16 protein-coding genes and 1 riboswitch are annotated in these 13,988 nt (G+C 66.8%); of the genes, 11 read left to right on the forward strand and 5 right to left on the reverse strand.

Translation table 11 applies throughout. The annotated features are described in order from the left end of the window. Nucleotides 1–10 precede the first annotated feature (10 nt). Nucleotides 11–841, reverse strand: coding sequence for a hypothetical protein (locus CP958_RS20890; RefSeq protein ID WP_096704223.1), 831 nt, complete (start codon nt 839–841; stop codon nt 11–13). A gap of 118 nt (nt 842–959) precedes the next feature. Here CP958_RS20890 and CP958_RS20895 point away from each other — a divergent pair, with 118 nt between their 5' ends. Both CP958_RS20895 and CP958_RS20900 read left to right on the forward strand, forming a co-directional pair. After that, the gene (locus CP958_RS20895) at nt 960–1,202 is read left to right on the forward strand and encodes a hypothetical protein (protein ID WP_141400595.1); all 243 of its coding nucleotides are present in this window, start codon (nt 960–962) and stop codon (nt 1,200–1,202) included. Nucleotides 1,203–1,208: 6 nt separating this feature from the next. Then, a complete protein-coding gene (locus CP958_RS20900; RefSeq protein WP_096704105.1) occupies nt 1,209–1,715 on the forward strand; it encodes an NUDIX hydrolase in 507 nt (168 codons plus the stop codon). Between the two features lie 150 nt (nt 1,716–1,865). Here the strand turns inward: CP958_RS20900 and CP958_RS20905 are convergent, their stop codons facing one another. Then, nucleotides 1,866–2,633, reverse strand: a complete 768-nt coding sequence (locus CP958_RS20905) for a tetratricopeptide repeat protein (protein ID WP_096704106.1) — start codon at nt 2,631–2,633, stop codon at nt 1,866–1,868. 104 nt (nt 2,634–2,737) lie between these two features. Here CP958_RS20905 and CP958_RS20910 point away from each other — a divergent pair, with 104 nt between their 5' ends. From CP958_RS20910 to CP958_RS20925, 4 genes are all read left to right on the forward strand, one after another. Then, nucleotides 2,738–3,232 (forward strand): pentapeptide repeat-containing protein, encoded by a 495-nt coding sequence (locus CP958_RS20910; RefSeq protein ID WP_096704107.1) that lies wholly within the window; start codon nt 2,738–2,740, stop codon nt 3,230–3,232. Between the two features lie 13 nt (nt 3,233–3,245). Beyond that, the gene (locus CP958_RS20915; protein WP_096704108.1) at nt 3,246–4,304 is read left to right on the forward strand and encodes a GGDEF domain-containing protein; all 1,059 of its coding nucleotides are present in this window, start codon (nt 3,246–3,248) and stop codon (nt 4,302–4,304) included. Between the two features lie 92 nt (nt 4,305–4,396). Then, a complete protein-coding gene (locus CP958_RS20920) occupies nt 4,397–5,125 on the forward strand; it encodes a response regulator (RefSeq protein ID WP_096704224.1) in 729 nt (242 codons plus the stop codon). A 21-nt stretch (nt 5,126–5,146) separates the two neighbouring features. Continuing rightward, the gene (locus CP958_RS20925) at nt 5,147–5,860 is read left to right on the forward strand and encodes a hypothetical protein (protein ID WP_096704109.1); all 714 of its coding nucleotides are present in this window, start codon (nt 5,147–5,149) and stop codon (nt 5,858–5,860) included. Nucleotides 5,861–5,866: 6 nt separating this feature from the next. Here the strand turns inward: CP958_RS20925 and rnhA are convergent, their stop codons facing one another. From rnhA to ispH, 3 genes are all read right to left on the reverse strand, one after another. Beyond that, on the reverse strand, nt 5,867–6,334 hold the full coding sequence (rnhA, locus tag CP958_RS20930) for a ribonuclease HI (RefSeq protein ID WP_096704110.1): 468 nt from the start codon (nt 6,332–6,334) through the stop codon (nt 5,867–5,869). After that, nucleotides 6,331–7,311, reverse strand: a complete 981-nt coding sequence (locus tag CP958_RS20935; RefSeq protein ID WP_096704111.1) for a homoserine kinase — start codon at nt 7,309–7,311, stop codon at nt 6,331–6,333. Before CP958_RS20935 ends, rnhA begins: the two co-directional genes overlap by 4 nt. A 186-nt stretch (nt 7,312–7,497) precedes the next feature. Then, nucleotides 7,498–8,454 (reverse strand): 4-hydroxy-3-methylbut-2-enyl diphosphate reductase, encoded by a 957-nt coding sequence (gene ispH, locus CP958_RS20940; RefSeq protein ID WP_096704112.1) that lies wholly within the window; start codon nt 8,452–8,454, stop codon nt 7,498–7,500. A 131-nt stretch (nt 8,455–8,585) separates the two neighbouring features. On the opposite strand from ispH, the gene CP958_RS20945 reads away from it, so the two are divergent. The 5 genes from CP958_RS20945 to gcvPB all read left to right on the forward strand — a co-directional run bounded on the left by CP958_RS20945 (nt 8,586) and on the right by gcvPB (nt 13,959). Then, nucleotides 8,586–9,131 (forward strand): hypothetical protein, encoded by a 546-nt coding sequence (locus CP958_RS20945; RefSeq protein WP_096704113.1) that lies wholly within the window; start codon nt 8,586–8,588, stop codon nt 9,129–9,131. Nucleotides 9,132–9,187: 56 nt separating this feature from the next. Then, nucleotides 9,188–9,282, forward strand: a riboswitch (glycine riboswitch). Nucleotides 9,283–9,474: 192 nt separating this feature from the next. Next, nucleotides 9,475–10,596 (forward strand): glycine cleavage system aminomethyltransferase GcvT, encoded by a 1,122-nt coding sequence (gcvT, locus tag CP958_RS20950; RefSeq protein ID WP_096704114.1) that lies wholly within the window; start codon nt 9,475–9,477, stop codon nt 10,594–10,596. A 12-nt stretch (nt 10,597–10,608) separates the two neighbouring features. Then, nucleotides 10,609–10,986, forward strand: coding sequence for a glycine cleavage system protein GcvH (gene gcvH / locus CP958_RS20955; RefSeq protein WP_096704115.1), 378 nt, complete (start codon nt 10,609–10,611; stop codon nt 10,984–10,986). 11 nt (nt 10,987–10,997) lie between these two features. Further along, nucleotides 10,998–12,347: an aminomethyl-transferring glycine dehydrogenase subunit GcvPA gene (gene gcvPA, locus CP958_RS20960; RefSeq protein ID WP_096704116.1), complete on the forward strand. Its 1,350-nt coding sequence runs from the start codon at nt 10,998–11,000 to the stop codon at nt 12,345–12,347. 112 nt (nt 12,348–12,459) lie between these two features. Further along, complete coding sequence (gene gcvPB, locus CP958_RS20965) at nt 12,460–13,959, forward strand: aminomethyl-transferring glycine dehydrogenase subunit GcvPB (protein ID WP_096704117.1); 1,500 nt, start codon at nt 12,460–12,462, stop codon at nt 13,957–13,959. Nucleotides 13,960–13,988 lie beyond the last annotated feature (29 nt).

Raw genomic sequence — 13,988 nt, forward strand, 5'->3', positions numbered from 1 at the left:
CTCGGGGATGTCAGATGGTGGGGCGGCCGGGGGCGTGCTTCTGGGCGGCCCAGGCCCGCTTCAGCGTGGTGAACAGGACGATCTCGGTGATCTGGTCCCGCGTCATGCCGCCCGACAGCTCGCCCTGGGTGAACTGGATCAGTTCCAGCGGGGCGGTGTTGGAGGACAGCAGGTTGGTCAGCAGTTCCTTGCGCACCAGCGGCGGATATTTCAGCACTTCCTTGACCAGCGAGACCTTGACCACCAGCGGGATGTTGGGGCTGACGAACAGCCGGTCGACGCACATGGCGTAGATGCCGAAATCCAGCTTGCCCGCCACGTTGCGGGTGAAGTCCAGGAACTCGTCCAGGAAGGACGGCTCGGAAATCTTCTTGTCGATCAGCAGCTTGATCACGTCGAGGAAGGCGCGGTAGCGGGCCCGCGCCGGGCCGACATTGCCGCCCAGTTCGGCGGCCAGCTCGCGGATGCGCGCCTCGCGGAAGCCGGCGGCGATCATCGCCTCGGCCGAACCGCGCACCCCGGCATCGAAGGCGGTTTCCTCGATCAGCTGGAACAGCTGCTCGTATTTGGGACGATGGCGGGGAGAAACCTTGGAGGCGGCCGCCGACAGCGGCAGCATGGCGGCCAGCGCCACCTGGGAATCTCGGGCGACGATGGCGGCCATGGACAGGGCGGCCACGTCGCCGACCGTGCCGTTCAGCAGATCGTCGGTGATGACCAGCCGCTCGCCCGGCGCCAGGCTGAGATTGGTGTTGAGCGCCCCGCATTCCATGAAATGCGTCGCCAGATCGGACGGTCTGGCGGCAAGAGGATCGGCGGCATGGGCGTATGTAGTAGCCATGGTCGCATTCAGCCACAATACCGCCGGGCGGGCAAGAATATTGAGATTACTGCATCTTTTCCCGGCGGAGGCAAAGTGCTAAGGTGAGAAATTGGGTTTGTCGGGAATTGGTAAAACCATGGTTGAATCGACACGCGGTTTCGGCTCGTCGGCATTGAATAATGCGGTCTCGGGAATCCGCGACGTGTTCAGCCGCGACCAGCGCGCCGCGATCGGTGCCGGCGGCGGCGAGGCGGTGACCGCCATCCAGGGCGCCTCTCCCACCGGCCCGCGCGGCCGGCGCATGCTGTCGCCCGGCACCTCGGTGGAGAGCCTGGATCGCAGCGCGCCACGGGGCACCTATCTCGATATCCTGGCCTGATTCCGTATGAAGCCGTCCGGACCGACCCTTCGCTCCATCCCCGAAGGGGACGACCGCGAGCGCCTGATCTGTGGCGATTGCGGCTTCATCGTCTATGAAAATCCCAAGGTCATCGTCGGTGCCGTCTGCACCTGGGGCGACAGGTACCTGATGGTGAAACGGGCCATCGAGCCCCGGCTGGGCTACTGGACCATGCCCATCGGCTACATGGAGCTGGGCGAGACCACCGAGCAGGGCGCGCTGCGCGAGGTGTGGGAGGAAGCCCGCGCCGTCGCCGAGGTGGACGGGTTGCTGGCGGTGTTCTCCATTCCCCAGATCAGTCAGGTTCACATGATCTACCGCGCCCGCATGGTGACGCCCGAATTCGCCGCCGGGCCGGAAAGCCTGGAGGCCGGCCTGTTCTCCTGGGACGAAATTCCCTGGGACCACCTGGCCTACCCCAATGTCCGCATGGCGCTGGATTACGAGCGTCAGGTCAAGGGCCAGAGCGCCTTCGCCCCCATCGGGCTATAGCCGGCAAGGGGCATCTTTCGAGAATATGGTCATCACCGGGCTTGTCCCGGTGATCCACGCCCATCCGCCCGGCCCATTGTGTCACACGGCTTTCAGGCAGTGCCACGTGGATGGCCGGAACAAGTCCGGCCATGACGGCTGGTAAGGTGCTTACATTTCCCGCGCTTCGGCCTCCGCCCCGTCATGGGACGCCACGTCGCCGGCGCGGGCGAACATCTTGGCGGCGGCGTGCATGGACTTGCGGGCTTCGTCCCGCCGCCCTTCGGCGGCCAGGATGCGGGCCATCAGCCGGGTGGCCTTGGCCTCGCCCAGCAGGTCGCCCGCCTGACGCATCAGGCCCAGGGCCTCGTCGCATTCGGTACGGGCCTTGTCCGCATGGCCGAGCGCCAGTTGGACGGCGGCCATGACCTTGAGGGTTCCGGCCTCGCCCAGAGTGTCGGACGAACGCCGGTAACAGGCCAGGGCCTCGCGATAGCGGTCCAGCGCCTTGTCCTGGGCGCCGCAATCGCGGTCCAGGTGGCCCAGCGCCCGGTGCACGTGGCCCAGACCGGACCAGTCGCCGGCCGCCTGATAGAGGTCGAGGGCCGATTGATAGAAGGAGCGGGCGCCCGGTTCGTCGCCCTCGCGCTGGGACAAATGGGCCAGCCGCACCAGGATGCCGCCCTGCTCGCGCTGGTCGCCGCCGCGGGCGTGGAGTTGGCGGGCCTCCACATAGGCCTCGCGCGCCGCGTTGCCGTGGCCGGTCTCCGCCTCGATGTCGCCCATGCGGGTCAGCGCGTCGGCCTCGCCCTGGGGGTCGCCGGTTTCGTGGTAGAGAAGACGAGCCCGCAGGCAGCATTCGCGCGCCCGCTGTTTCTCGCCCGAAAGCCACAATGTCTCGGCTTCGTCGAGAACGATATCGGCTTCGGTTCGGGTCATGGCCGCCCTCCGTGACGGAATTGCTACAGGACCAGCGTAAACTTCTATCGGGTCGCTACCAAATATTCCTTTTATGTGGGCGCGGGGGGGAATAAAAAACGGATATGAGGTTGGTCCTGATCCTTGCAATCACCGCCCTGGTCTGCCCGTCGGAGGTGCTTGCCGCCGATTGCACCCAACCGGCGGGGCCCGGAGTGGATTGGCAGCGCTGCTACATGGACGGCCGCGACTTCACCCGGCATGACCTGACCGGGGCGCGGCTGCGGGAAACCAGCTTCCAGCGCGCCCAGTTGAGCGGGGCGGTTTTGGTGAGGGTCGACGCTTATCGGGTGCGGTTCATCAGCGCCGTTCTGAGCGGAGCCCGTCTCGACGGCGGTCTGTTCAGCGATGCCGATTTCACCAAGGCCGATCTGAGCGGGGCGTCCCTGGTGGGGGCCGACCTCCGCCGGGCCCGGTTCTTTCACGCCTCGCTGCGCGGCGCGAATCTGACCGGGGCCAAGACGTTGGGGGCCGAGCTGCTGAATGCCGACTTGTCCGGCGCCCGGTGGACGGACGGAAAGACCATTTGTGCCGAGGGCTCCCTCGGGCAGTGCAATTGAGGTTCAGGTAACGATGAAAAGCCCGGATACCCTTGATGTCGCCTCCCATTGCGCCCGGGCGGCGCTGGCCATGATGGAGCGGCACAAGGTGCCGCCGCATCCCGAGAACTACGCCATCTGGTACGCCTATGTGGCCGGGCGCAATCCGGAACTGACCGCCGCCATCGACGATATCCTGAAGTCCGGCGAGAAGTTCACCCCCAAGATCAATGACGAGCTTTACGAACGTTTCGCCGTCTTTCCCCAGGACACCGCCGAACTGCGCGAGGTGGGCCAGCGGGTCGAGGAGGCGGTGGGGCGCGTGCTCGAATACCTGAGCAACGCCAATCAGGGGACGACCGATTACGGCGCCGCCCTGGAGGATTTCAGCGGCAAGCTGGCCGATGCTCCGTCGGCCGCCGGGTTGTCCGAATTGGTGGCCAGCATTCTGGCCGAGACCAAGGTGATGAGCGATCTGAACCGTCAGTTGGAGCAGCGCCTGGAGAATTCCTCCAACGAGATCGCCCGGTTGCGCAATCACCTGGACGATCTGAAACGCGAGGCCTCCACCGACGCCCTGACCCAGTTGGCCAACCGCAAGCTGTTCGACCACTCGCTGAATCTGGCGGTGCTCGACGCCCGCGCCTCGGATGCGCCGCTGTCGCTGCTGATGATCGATATCGACCATTTCAAGCAGTTCAACGACACCTACGGCCACCAGTTGGGCGATCAGGTGCTGAAGCTGGTGGCGCGCTCCCTCAACGAGATCGCCCAGGCCAAGGATACCGCCGCCCGCTACGGCGGCGAGGAATTCGCGGTGATTCTGCCCGCCACGCCGTTGGAGACGTCCATGGAGGTGGCCGAGGCCATCCGCAATCAGGTTTCCACCAAGCGCCTGACCAACCGCCGCACCGGCCAGGTCCTGGGGCAGGTGACCCTGTCCATCGGCGCCGCCCTGCTGAAGGATGCCGAGACTCCCGACGCCCTGGTACACCGCGCCGACGAGGCCATGTATCTGGCCAAGCGCGACGGCCGCAACCGGGTGAAGAGCGAAGCCGATCTGGAAAACCCGCTGAGCGACGCCGCCAAGTAGATGCATCCCTGGACCGGCCACCCTCCCGCCTGTATTACTGCTGGAGTGGGTGGCCGGGTCGGCTCGCCGGTATCACAGGTGTGTTGCCCAAGATGATTCTGGAACGCCGCGTCATCGTCTTTCCCCGTGCGGATTTCCTGGACGCCATCCGCCGCTATGGCGAGCGCATCGGCAAGATGCTGCCCGACACCGCCCCCGATCTGCTCAACTTCGATCCCGCCCAGGACATCGCCCTGACCATCCGCTTTCCGGCGGTGTTCGCCGGGGCCTCGGCCAAGGATTTCGTCTTTTCGCGTGACGACGTGGGGCAGGCGCTGACTCTTTACTGCCGCGAGCGCAAGGTGCCGCTGCCCAAGAACTCGGCCAAGCAGATCGAGAAGTTCAAGGACGGCGCGGCGCTGACCATGCAGATCGGCGGCGCCGGCCTGCACATCATGGTGATCGACGACCAGGAGGTCATGCGCAACATCATCAAGAAGCTGCTGGGCAAGGCCAATCCCGCCCAGATCTCCGAGGCCAATGACGGCCTGGTGGCGCTGGAGATGCTGCGCTCGGGCGACGTGGACCCCGACGTCATCATCTGCGACCTGCACATGGAGAACATGGACGGCATCGAGTTCCTGCGCACGCTGCGCACCGAGAAGGGGAACCTCAACAGCCGCAAGCCGGTGCTGATCCTGACCGGCGACAAATCCGAGCAGGCGCACGAGATCACCCGGCAGGTGGGGGCCTCCAAGGTGCTGACCAAGCCCATCAGCGCCGACGACCTGATCCGCCAGATCAATCTGGTGCGCGGCCATTTCGAGGCGGGACGGCCGTAAACGGCAGGGGAGGGAGGACGAGTGGGACTCTTCCGCTACTGCCGTCTGGCCTTCCGCAGCCTGCTGATCCTGATCGAGCAGTTTCCCGTGTTTTTCCGCCTGTCCTGGCTGTGCATGCTGGTCAGCCTGCTGGGCGCGGCGGTGTCGTCGCGCCATCTCATGGCCGGCGGCGTCACCGACCTGCTGGCGCGCGGCGTCTTCGTGGTGGCGTGGCTGCGCATGGTCGGCCTGGGCGAGGTTCCGTCCAGCCGCCACTACTTCCGCCTCGGCCGCCGCGAAACCTTCGGCGCGCTGGCCTGGATGGCGGCGGAGATCTTCATCAGCTTTCCCGCCCAGGTCATTTCGGCGTCGCTGGCCATCGCCACCGGCGTGCCCATCAGCGATTCGGTGATGGTGCTGTCGGGGGCGGCCAACCTGCTGCTGGGCGGCTTCTATCTGGTGCCGGCCGATGCGGCGCTCGAGCGGGCCGGCACGTCCGGCAATCTGGGCTGGCGGGTGCCCGACCTGATGATCCGTGGCGGGCTGGCCCTGGGGGTGGCGGTATTCGTCTGCTGGCTGCCGCTCAACCTGTTGCAGGAAGGCGTGAAGATGCTGCCCGAGATGGAGGTGGCCGACGGCCTCTCCTTGCGTGATGCCGTCATGGTTCCGGTGCGCTATCTGGGCATGGCGCTGACCGCCGGCACCCTGGCCCTGGCCTGGAACAAGCTGATGGCCGAGGAAACGGCGGACGAGTAGGGGGGATTACTGCGCCGCGGCGCGTAAATCAGCGATACCCTGGCGGGCCAGGGCATCGGCCCGCTCGTTTTCCGGGTGGCCGGCATGGCCCTTGACCCAGTGCCACGAGACCTTGTGCCGGGCGGCGGCCTCGTCCAGGGCCTTCCACAGATCGTCGTTCTTCACCGGCTTCTTGTCGGCGGTCTTCCAGCCGCGCGCCTTCCAGCCGCGCAGCCATTCGGTCATGCCCTTCTTGACGTATTCGCTGTCGGTGTAGACGTCGATGGCGCAGGGCCGGGTCAGCGCGTTCAGGGCCTCGAGCACCGCCGTCATTTCCATGCGGTTGTTGGTGGTCTGGGCCTCGCCGCCCTTCAGTTCCTTCTCGATCCCCTTGAAGCGCAGGATGGCGCCCCAGCCGCCGGGGCCGGGATTGCCGGAACAGGCGCCGTCGGTATAGATCTCGACGGATTCGGGTTTGGGAGCCGCGTCGCTCATTCGATACCGTACTGGCCGGGGCCGCTGACGCCCTGGTGGAAGCGGAGCTTGCGGTAATACTCCATGGGGTCCTTGCGCTTGACCATGGCGCCGGGCGGCGTGTTCAGCCAGTCGTAGCTCCGCGTCAGCAAGAAGCGCATGGCGGCGCCGCGCGCCAGCAGCGGCAGGGCCTGCAATTCGTCGGCCGACAGCGGGCGGACCCGGCGATAGCCGTTCAGCATCAGGCGGGCCTTGGTGGCGTTGAAGGCGCCGTCATCCTCGAAGCACCAGGCGTTGAGGCAGATGGCGATATCGTAGGCCAGGGCGTCGGTGCAGGCGAAATAGAAGTCGATGAAGCCCGACATGCGGTCGACGCCCGCCGCCTTGTCGGCCAGGAAGAACACGTTGTCGGGGAACAGGTCGGCGTGGATCAGCCCCACCGGCAAGGTGGTGGGCCAATGGGCTTCCAGATGCCGCAACTCGGCCTCGATCATCGGCTCCAGGTCGGCATTGATCTCGGCGGCGCGCGGCCGGATGGCCTCGAACAGGGGACGCCAGCCGGAAACCGACAGGTTGTTGCTCCGGGTCAGCGGGAAATCGGCGCCGGCCAGATGCATCTGCGCCATGGTCGGGCCCAGTTCGGAGCAGTGGTTGAGCGTGATGCGCCGGGTCCACATGCCCTTGAGGAAGCTGACGATGGCCGCCGGGCGGCCGCACAGGGTGCGCAGCGCCTTGCCGTCGCGGCCGTGGATGGGGGTAGGGCAGGCCAGCCCACGGGCCGCCAGATGCTCCATCAGACCCAGGAAGAACGGCAGCTCCTCCGGGTTCACCCGCTTTTCGTAGAGGGTGAGGATGTAATTGCCCTGGTCGGTCTGCAGCAGGTAGTTGGTGTTCTCGACGCCTTCGGCGATGCCCTTGCACGACACCACCTGGCCGATGTCGTACTCGGCGGCGAACTCTTCCAATTCGTCGTCGGAAACCTCGGTGTAGACGGCCATGCTCTCTCGCCCCATTGCCCTCAATCGCCGGGCGCTCGCGCTTGGCTTTCGCGGCATCAGCCGCGGCGGGCCTTGCCCTTGCCATCGCCCAACGGGCCGCTCCGGCCCATCGGTTCGATGGGGTCCGGACGGCGGGAATCGGCGGAAGGTACGATGTTTCCGCCGATGACGCCAGAGGAGAGAGGGCTATTCCGACAGGGCCTGGGGCAGTTTGAAGGTTACCGTCTCGGTGGTGACGCGGATTTCCTCGATGGTCACGTCGAAGCGCTCGCGCGCCGCCGTCACCACTTCCTCCACCAGGATTTCCGGAGCGGAGGCGCCGGCGGTGATGCCGAGGCGGTTGACGCCGTTCAGCAGGCTCCAGTCCACCTCGGCGGCGCGCTGCACCAGCACCGAGCGGGCGCAGCCGGCCCGCGCCGCCACTTCCACCAGACGCGACGAGTTGGAGGAATTGGGCGAGCCGATGACCATCAGCGCCTCGCAGTGGGGCGCGATGGTCTTGACGGCGGCCTGGCGATTGGTGGTGGCGTAGCAGATGTCTTCCCGCTTCGGCCCGACCATGTCGGGGAAGCGGCGCTGCAGCACGTCGATCACCGCCGCCGCGTCGTCCACCGACAGCGTGGTCTGGGTGATGTAGGCCAGCATGGAGGGGTCCTTGGGGGTGACCTCCTCGGCCTGCTCCGGCGTACCGACCAGCAGCACGGTGCCTTCCGGCACCTGGCCGATGGTGCCGATCACCTCGGGGTGGCCGGCATGGCCGATCATGATGATCTGGCGCCCCATGGCGTGGTGCAGTTCTGCTTCGCGGTGGACCTTGGTCACCAGGGGGCAGGTGGCGTCCAGCGAGGTCAGCTCGCGGCGGTCGGCCTCGGCCGGAACCGTCTTGGGCACGCCGTGGGCCGAGAAGACCACGGTGGCGCTGTCGGGAACCTCGTCCAATTCCTCGACGAACACCGCACCCTTCTGGGCCAGGGATTCCACCACGAAGCGGTTGTGGACGATCTCGTGGCGGACATAGACCGGAGCACCGTATTTCTCGAGGGCCCGCTCGACGATGTGGATGGCGCGGTCGACGCCGGCGCAAAATCCGCGCGGGCTGGCCAGCACCAGGGTCAGGGGCCTCTTGGCAACACTTGTGGTCACGGTATCGCTCTCCGGGTTGGCTTGGGGGCCGGTTGGCTGGGGGGCGGGGCTCGCGGCTTGTGTCGGCGCCCCGGCTTCACTACAGTCGGGGGCACCTTTACCAGATCATGTGGCTCTTAAGGAAGTTTGGCATGAACACCCTTCGCATTGCCCGCCTGCTGTTTCTCGTCCTGGCGGCTCCCCTGGCGCTTTCGGGGTGTGATTCCTTGGCCCGCCTGCAAAAGAAGACGCCGCCGCCCTGTCCGCCGGTCTACATCATGTCCGACGCCGCCAAGATCACCAAGTATCGTTCGGGCGGCGGACGCGACCTGACCGACGTGGAGATGGAAGGTGAGGTCGTCGCTTTCAAGGGCGACTGCGTCTATGACGAAAAGGGCGGCGAGGTGACGCTGCAACTGGCCTTCGAACTGCGGCACGGTCCCGCCGCCACCGGCCGGACCCTCGATGTGACCTATTTCGTCGCCGTGCCCAAGTTCTACCCGGCCCCCGAGGCCAAGGGCGTGTTCACTTTCCCGGTGACCTTCCCCGATACGGTGGACCGTATCCGCGTCACCGACGAGGAGGTGACCCTGCGCCTGCCGGTGCGGACCAAGGAACTGATTGATAATTATGAGATCTACCTCGGCTTCCAGATGTCGCCCGAGGAGTTGGAGATGAGTCGGCGCGCCAAGCACTAGGCGCGTCGGACTCTCGTTGACTCCGTGGCCGGCCCGACTAAGATGTGCCCGCACAGATGATCCCCGTGGGAGAGACCGGTCCGCTTGCGGCCCGGCGCCGAAGGAGCAACCGCCCCTGGAAACTCTCAGGCAAAAGGACCGCGGGGGGATGAAACTCTGGAAAGCGTGCCGTCAGGTCCTTTAAGGTCCGGCGGCCCACCGACGATGAAAGCCGTAAGGCCCCCTTCGGGCGACGCGGTGAATCTTTCAGGTTCCCAGACAGAGGGGGGCAACCCGGGCGACGTCACAGCCATGCCCGGTGCCCTTCAATTCCCGCGCGGTCTGTCCGCGAAGGAGGAACCCGGTGTCCGAGTCCGATAACAATACCCCGCTGCTGACCGTTCCGCTGGACGCCCTGCACCGTGAGCTGGGCGCCAAGATGGTGCCCTTCGCCGGCTATTCCATGCCGGTGCAGTATCCGGCCGGCGTACTGGCCGAGCACCTGCACACCCGTGAGGCGGCCTCGCTGTTCGACGTCTCCCACATGGGCCAGGCCGAGATCAGGGGCGCCAAGGCGGTGGAACTGCTGGAGACCCTGGTGCCGGGCGATATCCAGGCGCTGGGGGTCGGCAAGACCCGCTATTCCGTGTTCACCAACGGCCAGGGCGGCATCCTCGACGATCTGATGATCAGCAAGCTGGCCGACGACCACCTGTTCCTGGTGATCAACGCCGCGTGCAAGCACGCCGACTTCGCCCATCTGGTCAAGCATCTGGGCGGCAAGGTGGAACTGCGCATGATCGAGGACCGCTCGCTGCTGGCGTTGCAGGGACCCGGTGCCGCCGCCGCCATGGCGACCCTGTCGCCAGAGGCGATCGCCATGACCTTCATGACCATCACCGAGGTCAGCGTGGCCGGCATCAAGTGTCTGGCGACCCGTTCGGGCTATACCGGCGAGGACGGCTGGGAAATCTCGGTGGCCAACGCCGACGCGGAAAAGCTGGCCCGCGCCATCCTGGGCGCGCCGGGCGTCAGGCCGGCCGGGCTAGGGGCGCGCGACTCGCTCCGCCTGGAAGCCGGCCTTTGTCTCTACGGCTCGGATATCGACACCGGGACCACCCCGGTGGAAGCCAACATCTCGTGGATCATGAGCAAGCGCCGCAAGGCCGAAGGGGGCTTCCCCGGCGCCGCCGCGATCCAGAAGCAACTGGCCGAGGGCGCGCCCACCCTGCGGGTCGGCATCCAGCCGGACGGCAAGGCGCCGGCCCGCGCCCATACCGAGATCACCGACGAGGCGGGCAACCGTCTGGGCGAAATCTGTTCCGGCGGTTTCGGCCCGTCGGCCGGCGGGCCGGTGGCCATGGGCTATGTGCCCGCCGCCTTCGCCGCCGTCGGAACCAAGTTGAAGCTGGTGGTGCGCGGCAAGGCCATGGACGCCCATGTCTGCGCCCTGCCGTTCGTGCCGCATCGTTATTTCAAAGGCTGAGGGGAAATTCCTATGAGCAGCAAGCGTTTCACCAAGGATCATGAGTGGATCGAGGTCGCGGGCGATATCGGCACCGTCGGCATCAGCGACTATGCCCAGCACGCCTTGGGCGACGTGGTGTTCGTCGAAGTGCCCGACGTGGGCCGCGAGATCGCCAAGGGCGCCGAGGCCGCCGTGGTGGAATCGGTCAAGGCCGCTTCCGAGGTCTATTCCCCGGTGTCGGGCACGGTGACCGCCGGCAATTCGGCCATCGTCGATCAGCCCGGTCTGGTCAACGAGGCGGCCGAGGGCGCCGCCTGGTTCTTCAAGCTGAAGCTCGCCAACCCGGCCGAATTGAACGACCTGATGGATCAGGCCGCCTACGACGCCTACCTCAAGACCCTGGAATAGGTCCCCGTCCCATGCGCTATCTGCCGCTGACCGAGTCCGACCGCCGCGCCATGCTCGAGGTGATCGGGGCTCCGAGCGTGGACGAACTGTTCCGCGACGTGCCCCAATCCGCCCGGCTGGCCGGGCCGCTGCCCCTGCCCTCCCACCAGGGCGAGATGGAGGTGGAGCGCGCCTTCACCCGCATGGCCGGCAAGAACCTGTCGGCGGGCTGCGCGCCCTTTTTCATCGGGGCGGGCGTCTATCGCCACCACATCCCGGCGGCGGTGGACCAGTTGCTGCTGCGCGGCGAGTTCCTGACCGCCTACACGCCGTACCAGCCCGAGGTCAGCCAGGGCACGCTCCAGATGCTGTTCGAGTTTCAGAGCCAGGTGGCGACCATCACCGGTATGGACGTGGCCAACGCCTCCATGTACGACGGCGCCACGGCCACCGCCGAGGCCGCCATCATGGCCTGCCGCATCACCAAGCGGGCCAAGGTGATCGTCTCGGGCGGGCTGCATCCCCATTATGCCGAGACCGTCGAGACCTCGCTGCGCTATACCGAGATGGAAGCGGAAATCCTGCCCCCCGACCCGCTGGGGATGGAGGACATGATCGGCCGGGTGGATTCCAAGACCGCCTGCGTCGTCGTGCAGAATCCCGGCTTCTTCGGCACGGTGCGCGACCTGCGGCCGCTGGCGGCGCTGTGCCACGAGGCCGGCGCCCTGCTGGTGGTGATGGTGGCCGAGCCCACCAGCCTCGGCCTGATCGAGGCTCCCGGCGCCATGGGGGCCGACATCGTGGTGTGCGAAGGCCAGAGCCTCGGCATGGGCATGAATTTCGGCGGGCCGGGCCTCGGCCTGTTCGCCACCCGCGACAAGTACCTGCGCCAGATGCCCGGCCGTCTGGCCGGCCAGACGGTGGACGTGGACGGGCGGCGCGGCTGGGTGCTGACGCTGTCCACCCGCGAGCAGCATATCCGCCGCGAGAAGGCCACCAGCAACATCTGCACCAATTCCGGCCTCTGTGCCCTGGCCTTCTCCATCCACCTGACCATGCTGGGCGGCACCGGCTTCGGCCGCCTCGCCGAGCTGAATCATCTGGCCGCCACCCGGCTGGAGGGCAAGCTGAAGGCGGTGAAGGGCATCCGCGTGCTGCCGCAAAGCTATTACAACGAGTTCGCCGTTCACCTGGGCGACGGTGCCGATGCGGCGGCCGTGGTCGACGCCCTGGCCGACAGGGGCATCCTGGCCGGTGTTCCCGCCTCGCGCTTCTATCCCACCTGGCCAGAACTGAAGCCGGTGCTGATCCTGGCCGCCACCGAGACCAACACCGAGGACGACATGGACAAGCTTGTCGCCGCCCTGAAGGAGGTCGTGTGATGAGCCCGAGCGAGGCAAAGCCGAAGCGCGGCGCCATTGAGGCGCCCGCAGCGAAGCGGAGGAAAGCCAAGGGTTTCGCAGAAGCCCGCCCGGCGATTGAGGGGCATGTGAAATGAGCGAAGCCAATACCATCAGCGGCAACCGCGCCCTCCAGGTCGAAGAGAAGCTGATCTTCGAACTGGACAATCCCGGCAGTGTCGCCATCGACCTGCCCGAGCCGGCGCCCTTCGACCTGGACCGCCTGGGCGACGCGCCGCGGCGGGGCCGGGTGGCGCTGCCCGATCTGTCCGAGCCCCAGGTGGTGCGTCACTACACCCGCCTGTCGCAGAAGAATTACGGCATCGACACCGGCTTCTATCCGCTGGGATCGTGCACCATGAAGCACAATCCCCGCCTGTCGGAGAAGGTGGCCCGCCTGCCGGGCCTCGCCGACCTGCATCCGCTGCAGCCGCAAAAGACGGTGCAGGGGGCGCTGGAGGTGATTGATTCCCTGGCCCATTGGCTGAAGGAGCTGACCGGCATGCCGGCGGTGGCCATGAGCCCGGCCGCCGGCGCCCATGGCGAGTGGTGCGGCCTGATGGCCATCCGCGCCGCCCACGAGGACAAGGGCGAGGGCCATCGCCGCCGCGTGCTGGTGCCGGAAAGCGCCCACGGCACCAATCCCGCCTCGGCGGCCATGTGCGGCTATACCGTCGACTCCATCCCGGCGCTGGAGAACGGCAGGGTGGATCTGGCGGCGCTGAAGGCCAAGCTGGGTCCCGACGTGGCGGCCCTGATGCTGACCAACCCCAACACCTGCGGCCTGTTCGAGACCGAGATCGTCGAGATCGCCGCCGCGGTGCACGGGGCCGGCGCCTATTTCTACTGTGATGGCGCCAATTTCAACGCCATCGTCGGACGGGTGAAGATCGCCGATCTTGGCGTCGATACCATGCACATCAACCTGCACAAGACCTTCGCCACCCCCCATGGCGGCGGCGGCCCCGGCGCCGGTCCCACCGTGCTGTCGGCGGCGCTGGCCGCCTATGCCCCGGTGCCCTATGTGGTGCATGGGGCGGGCGGACTGGAATTGGTGGAAGGCAAGCGAGAAGGCGCCAAGCCGTTCGGCCGGGTCAAGGGCTTCCACGGCCAGTTCGGCGTGTTCATCCGGGCGCTGGCCTACATCATGTCCATGGGCTCGGACGGCTTGCGTCAGGCGTCCAGCGATGCGGTGCTGAATGCCAACTACCTGCTGGCCTCGCTGAAGGACGACCTGTCGGCGTCGTTCGACGGCCCCTGCATGCACGAGGCGCTGTTCGATGACCGCTTCCTCAAGGATAGCGGAATCACCACCCTGGATTTCGCCAAGGCGATGATCGACGAGGGCTATCACCCCATGACCATGTACTTCCCGCTGGTTGTACACGGCGCGTTGCTGATGGAGCCCACCGAGACCGAGTCCAAGGATACCCTGGACCAGTTCATCGCGGTGGTGCGCGGTCTGGCCGCCAAGGCCAAGGCGGGAGCCGGCGAGGAGTTCAAGGCGGCTCCCCGCCTGACGCCCCGCCGCCGCCTGGACGAAACCCTGGCGGCGCGCAGTCCGGTGCTGCGCTGGAAACCGGCCGCCGAATAGCGGCCGACCCATGAGGGGCGGAGGAGAAA

It is taken from the genome of Magnetospirillum sp. 15-1, from assembly GCF_900184795.1.
GTDB lineage: Bacteria > Pseudomonadota > Alphaproteobacteria > Rhodospirillales > Magnetospirillaceae > Phaeospirillum.

Coding starts and splice junctions, on each gene's coding strand:
- rnhA (WP_096704110.1), bottom strand. CDS start 6,334: ATGAGCGACGCGGCTCCCAAACCCGAATCCGTCGAGATCTATACCGAC.
- gcvPB (WP_096704117.1), top strand. CDS start 12,460: ATGAGCGAAGCCAATACCATCAGCGGCAACCGCGCCCTCCAGGTCGAA.
- gcvPA (WP_096704116.1), top strand. CDS start 10,998: ATGCGCTATCTGCCGCTGACCGAGTCCGACCGCCGCGCCATGCTCGAG.
- CP958_RS20905 (WP_096704106.1), bottom strand. CDS start 2,633: ATGACCCGAACCGAAGCCGATATCGTTCTCGACGAAGCCGAGACATTG.
- CP958_RS20900 (WP_096704105.1), top strand. CDS start 1,209: ATGAAGCCGTCCGGACCGACCCTTCGCTCCATCCCCGAAGGGGACGAC.
- CP958_RS20915 (WP_096704108.1), top strand. CDS start 3,246: ATGAAAAGCCCGGATACCCTTGATGTCGCCTCCCATTGCGCCCGGGCG.
- CP958_RS20910 (WP_096704107.1), top strand. CDS start 2,738: ATGAGGTTGGTCCTGATCCTTGCAATCACCGCCCTGGTCTGCCCGTCG.
- CP958_RS20895 (WP_141400595.1), top strand. CDS start 960: ATGGTTGAATCGACACGCGGTTTCGGCTCGTCGGCATTGAATAATGCG.
- CP958_RS20890 (WP_096704223.1), bottom strand. CDS start 841: ATGGCTACTACATACGCCCATGCCGCCGATCCTCTTGCCGCCAGACCG.
- CP958_RS20920 (WP_096704224.1), top strand. CDS start 4,397: ATGATTCTGGAACGCCGCGTCATCGTCTTTCCCCGTGCGGATTTCCTG.
- gcvH (WP_096704115.1), top strand. CDS start 10,609: ATGAGCAGCAAGCGTTTCACCAAGGATCATGAGTGGATCGAGGTCGCG.
- CP958_RS20945 (WP_096704113.1), top strand. CDS start 8,586: ATGAACACCCTTCGCATTGCCCGCCTGCTGTTTCTCGTCCTGGCGGCT.
- CP958_RS20935 (WP_096704111.1), bottom strand. CDS start 7,311: ATGGCCGTCTACACCGAGGTTTCCGACGACGAATTGGAAGAGTTCGCC.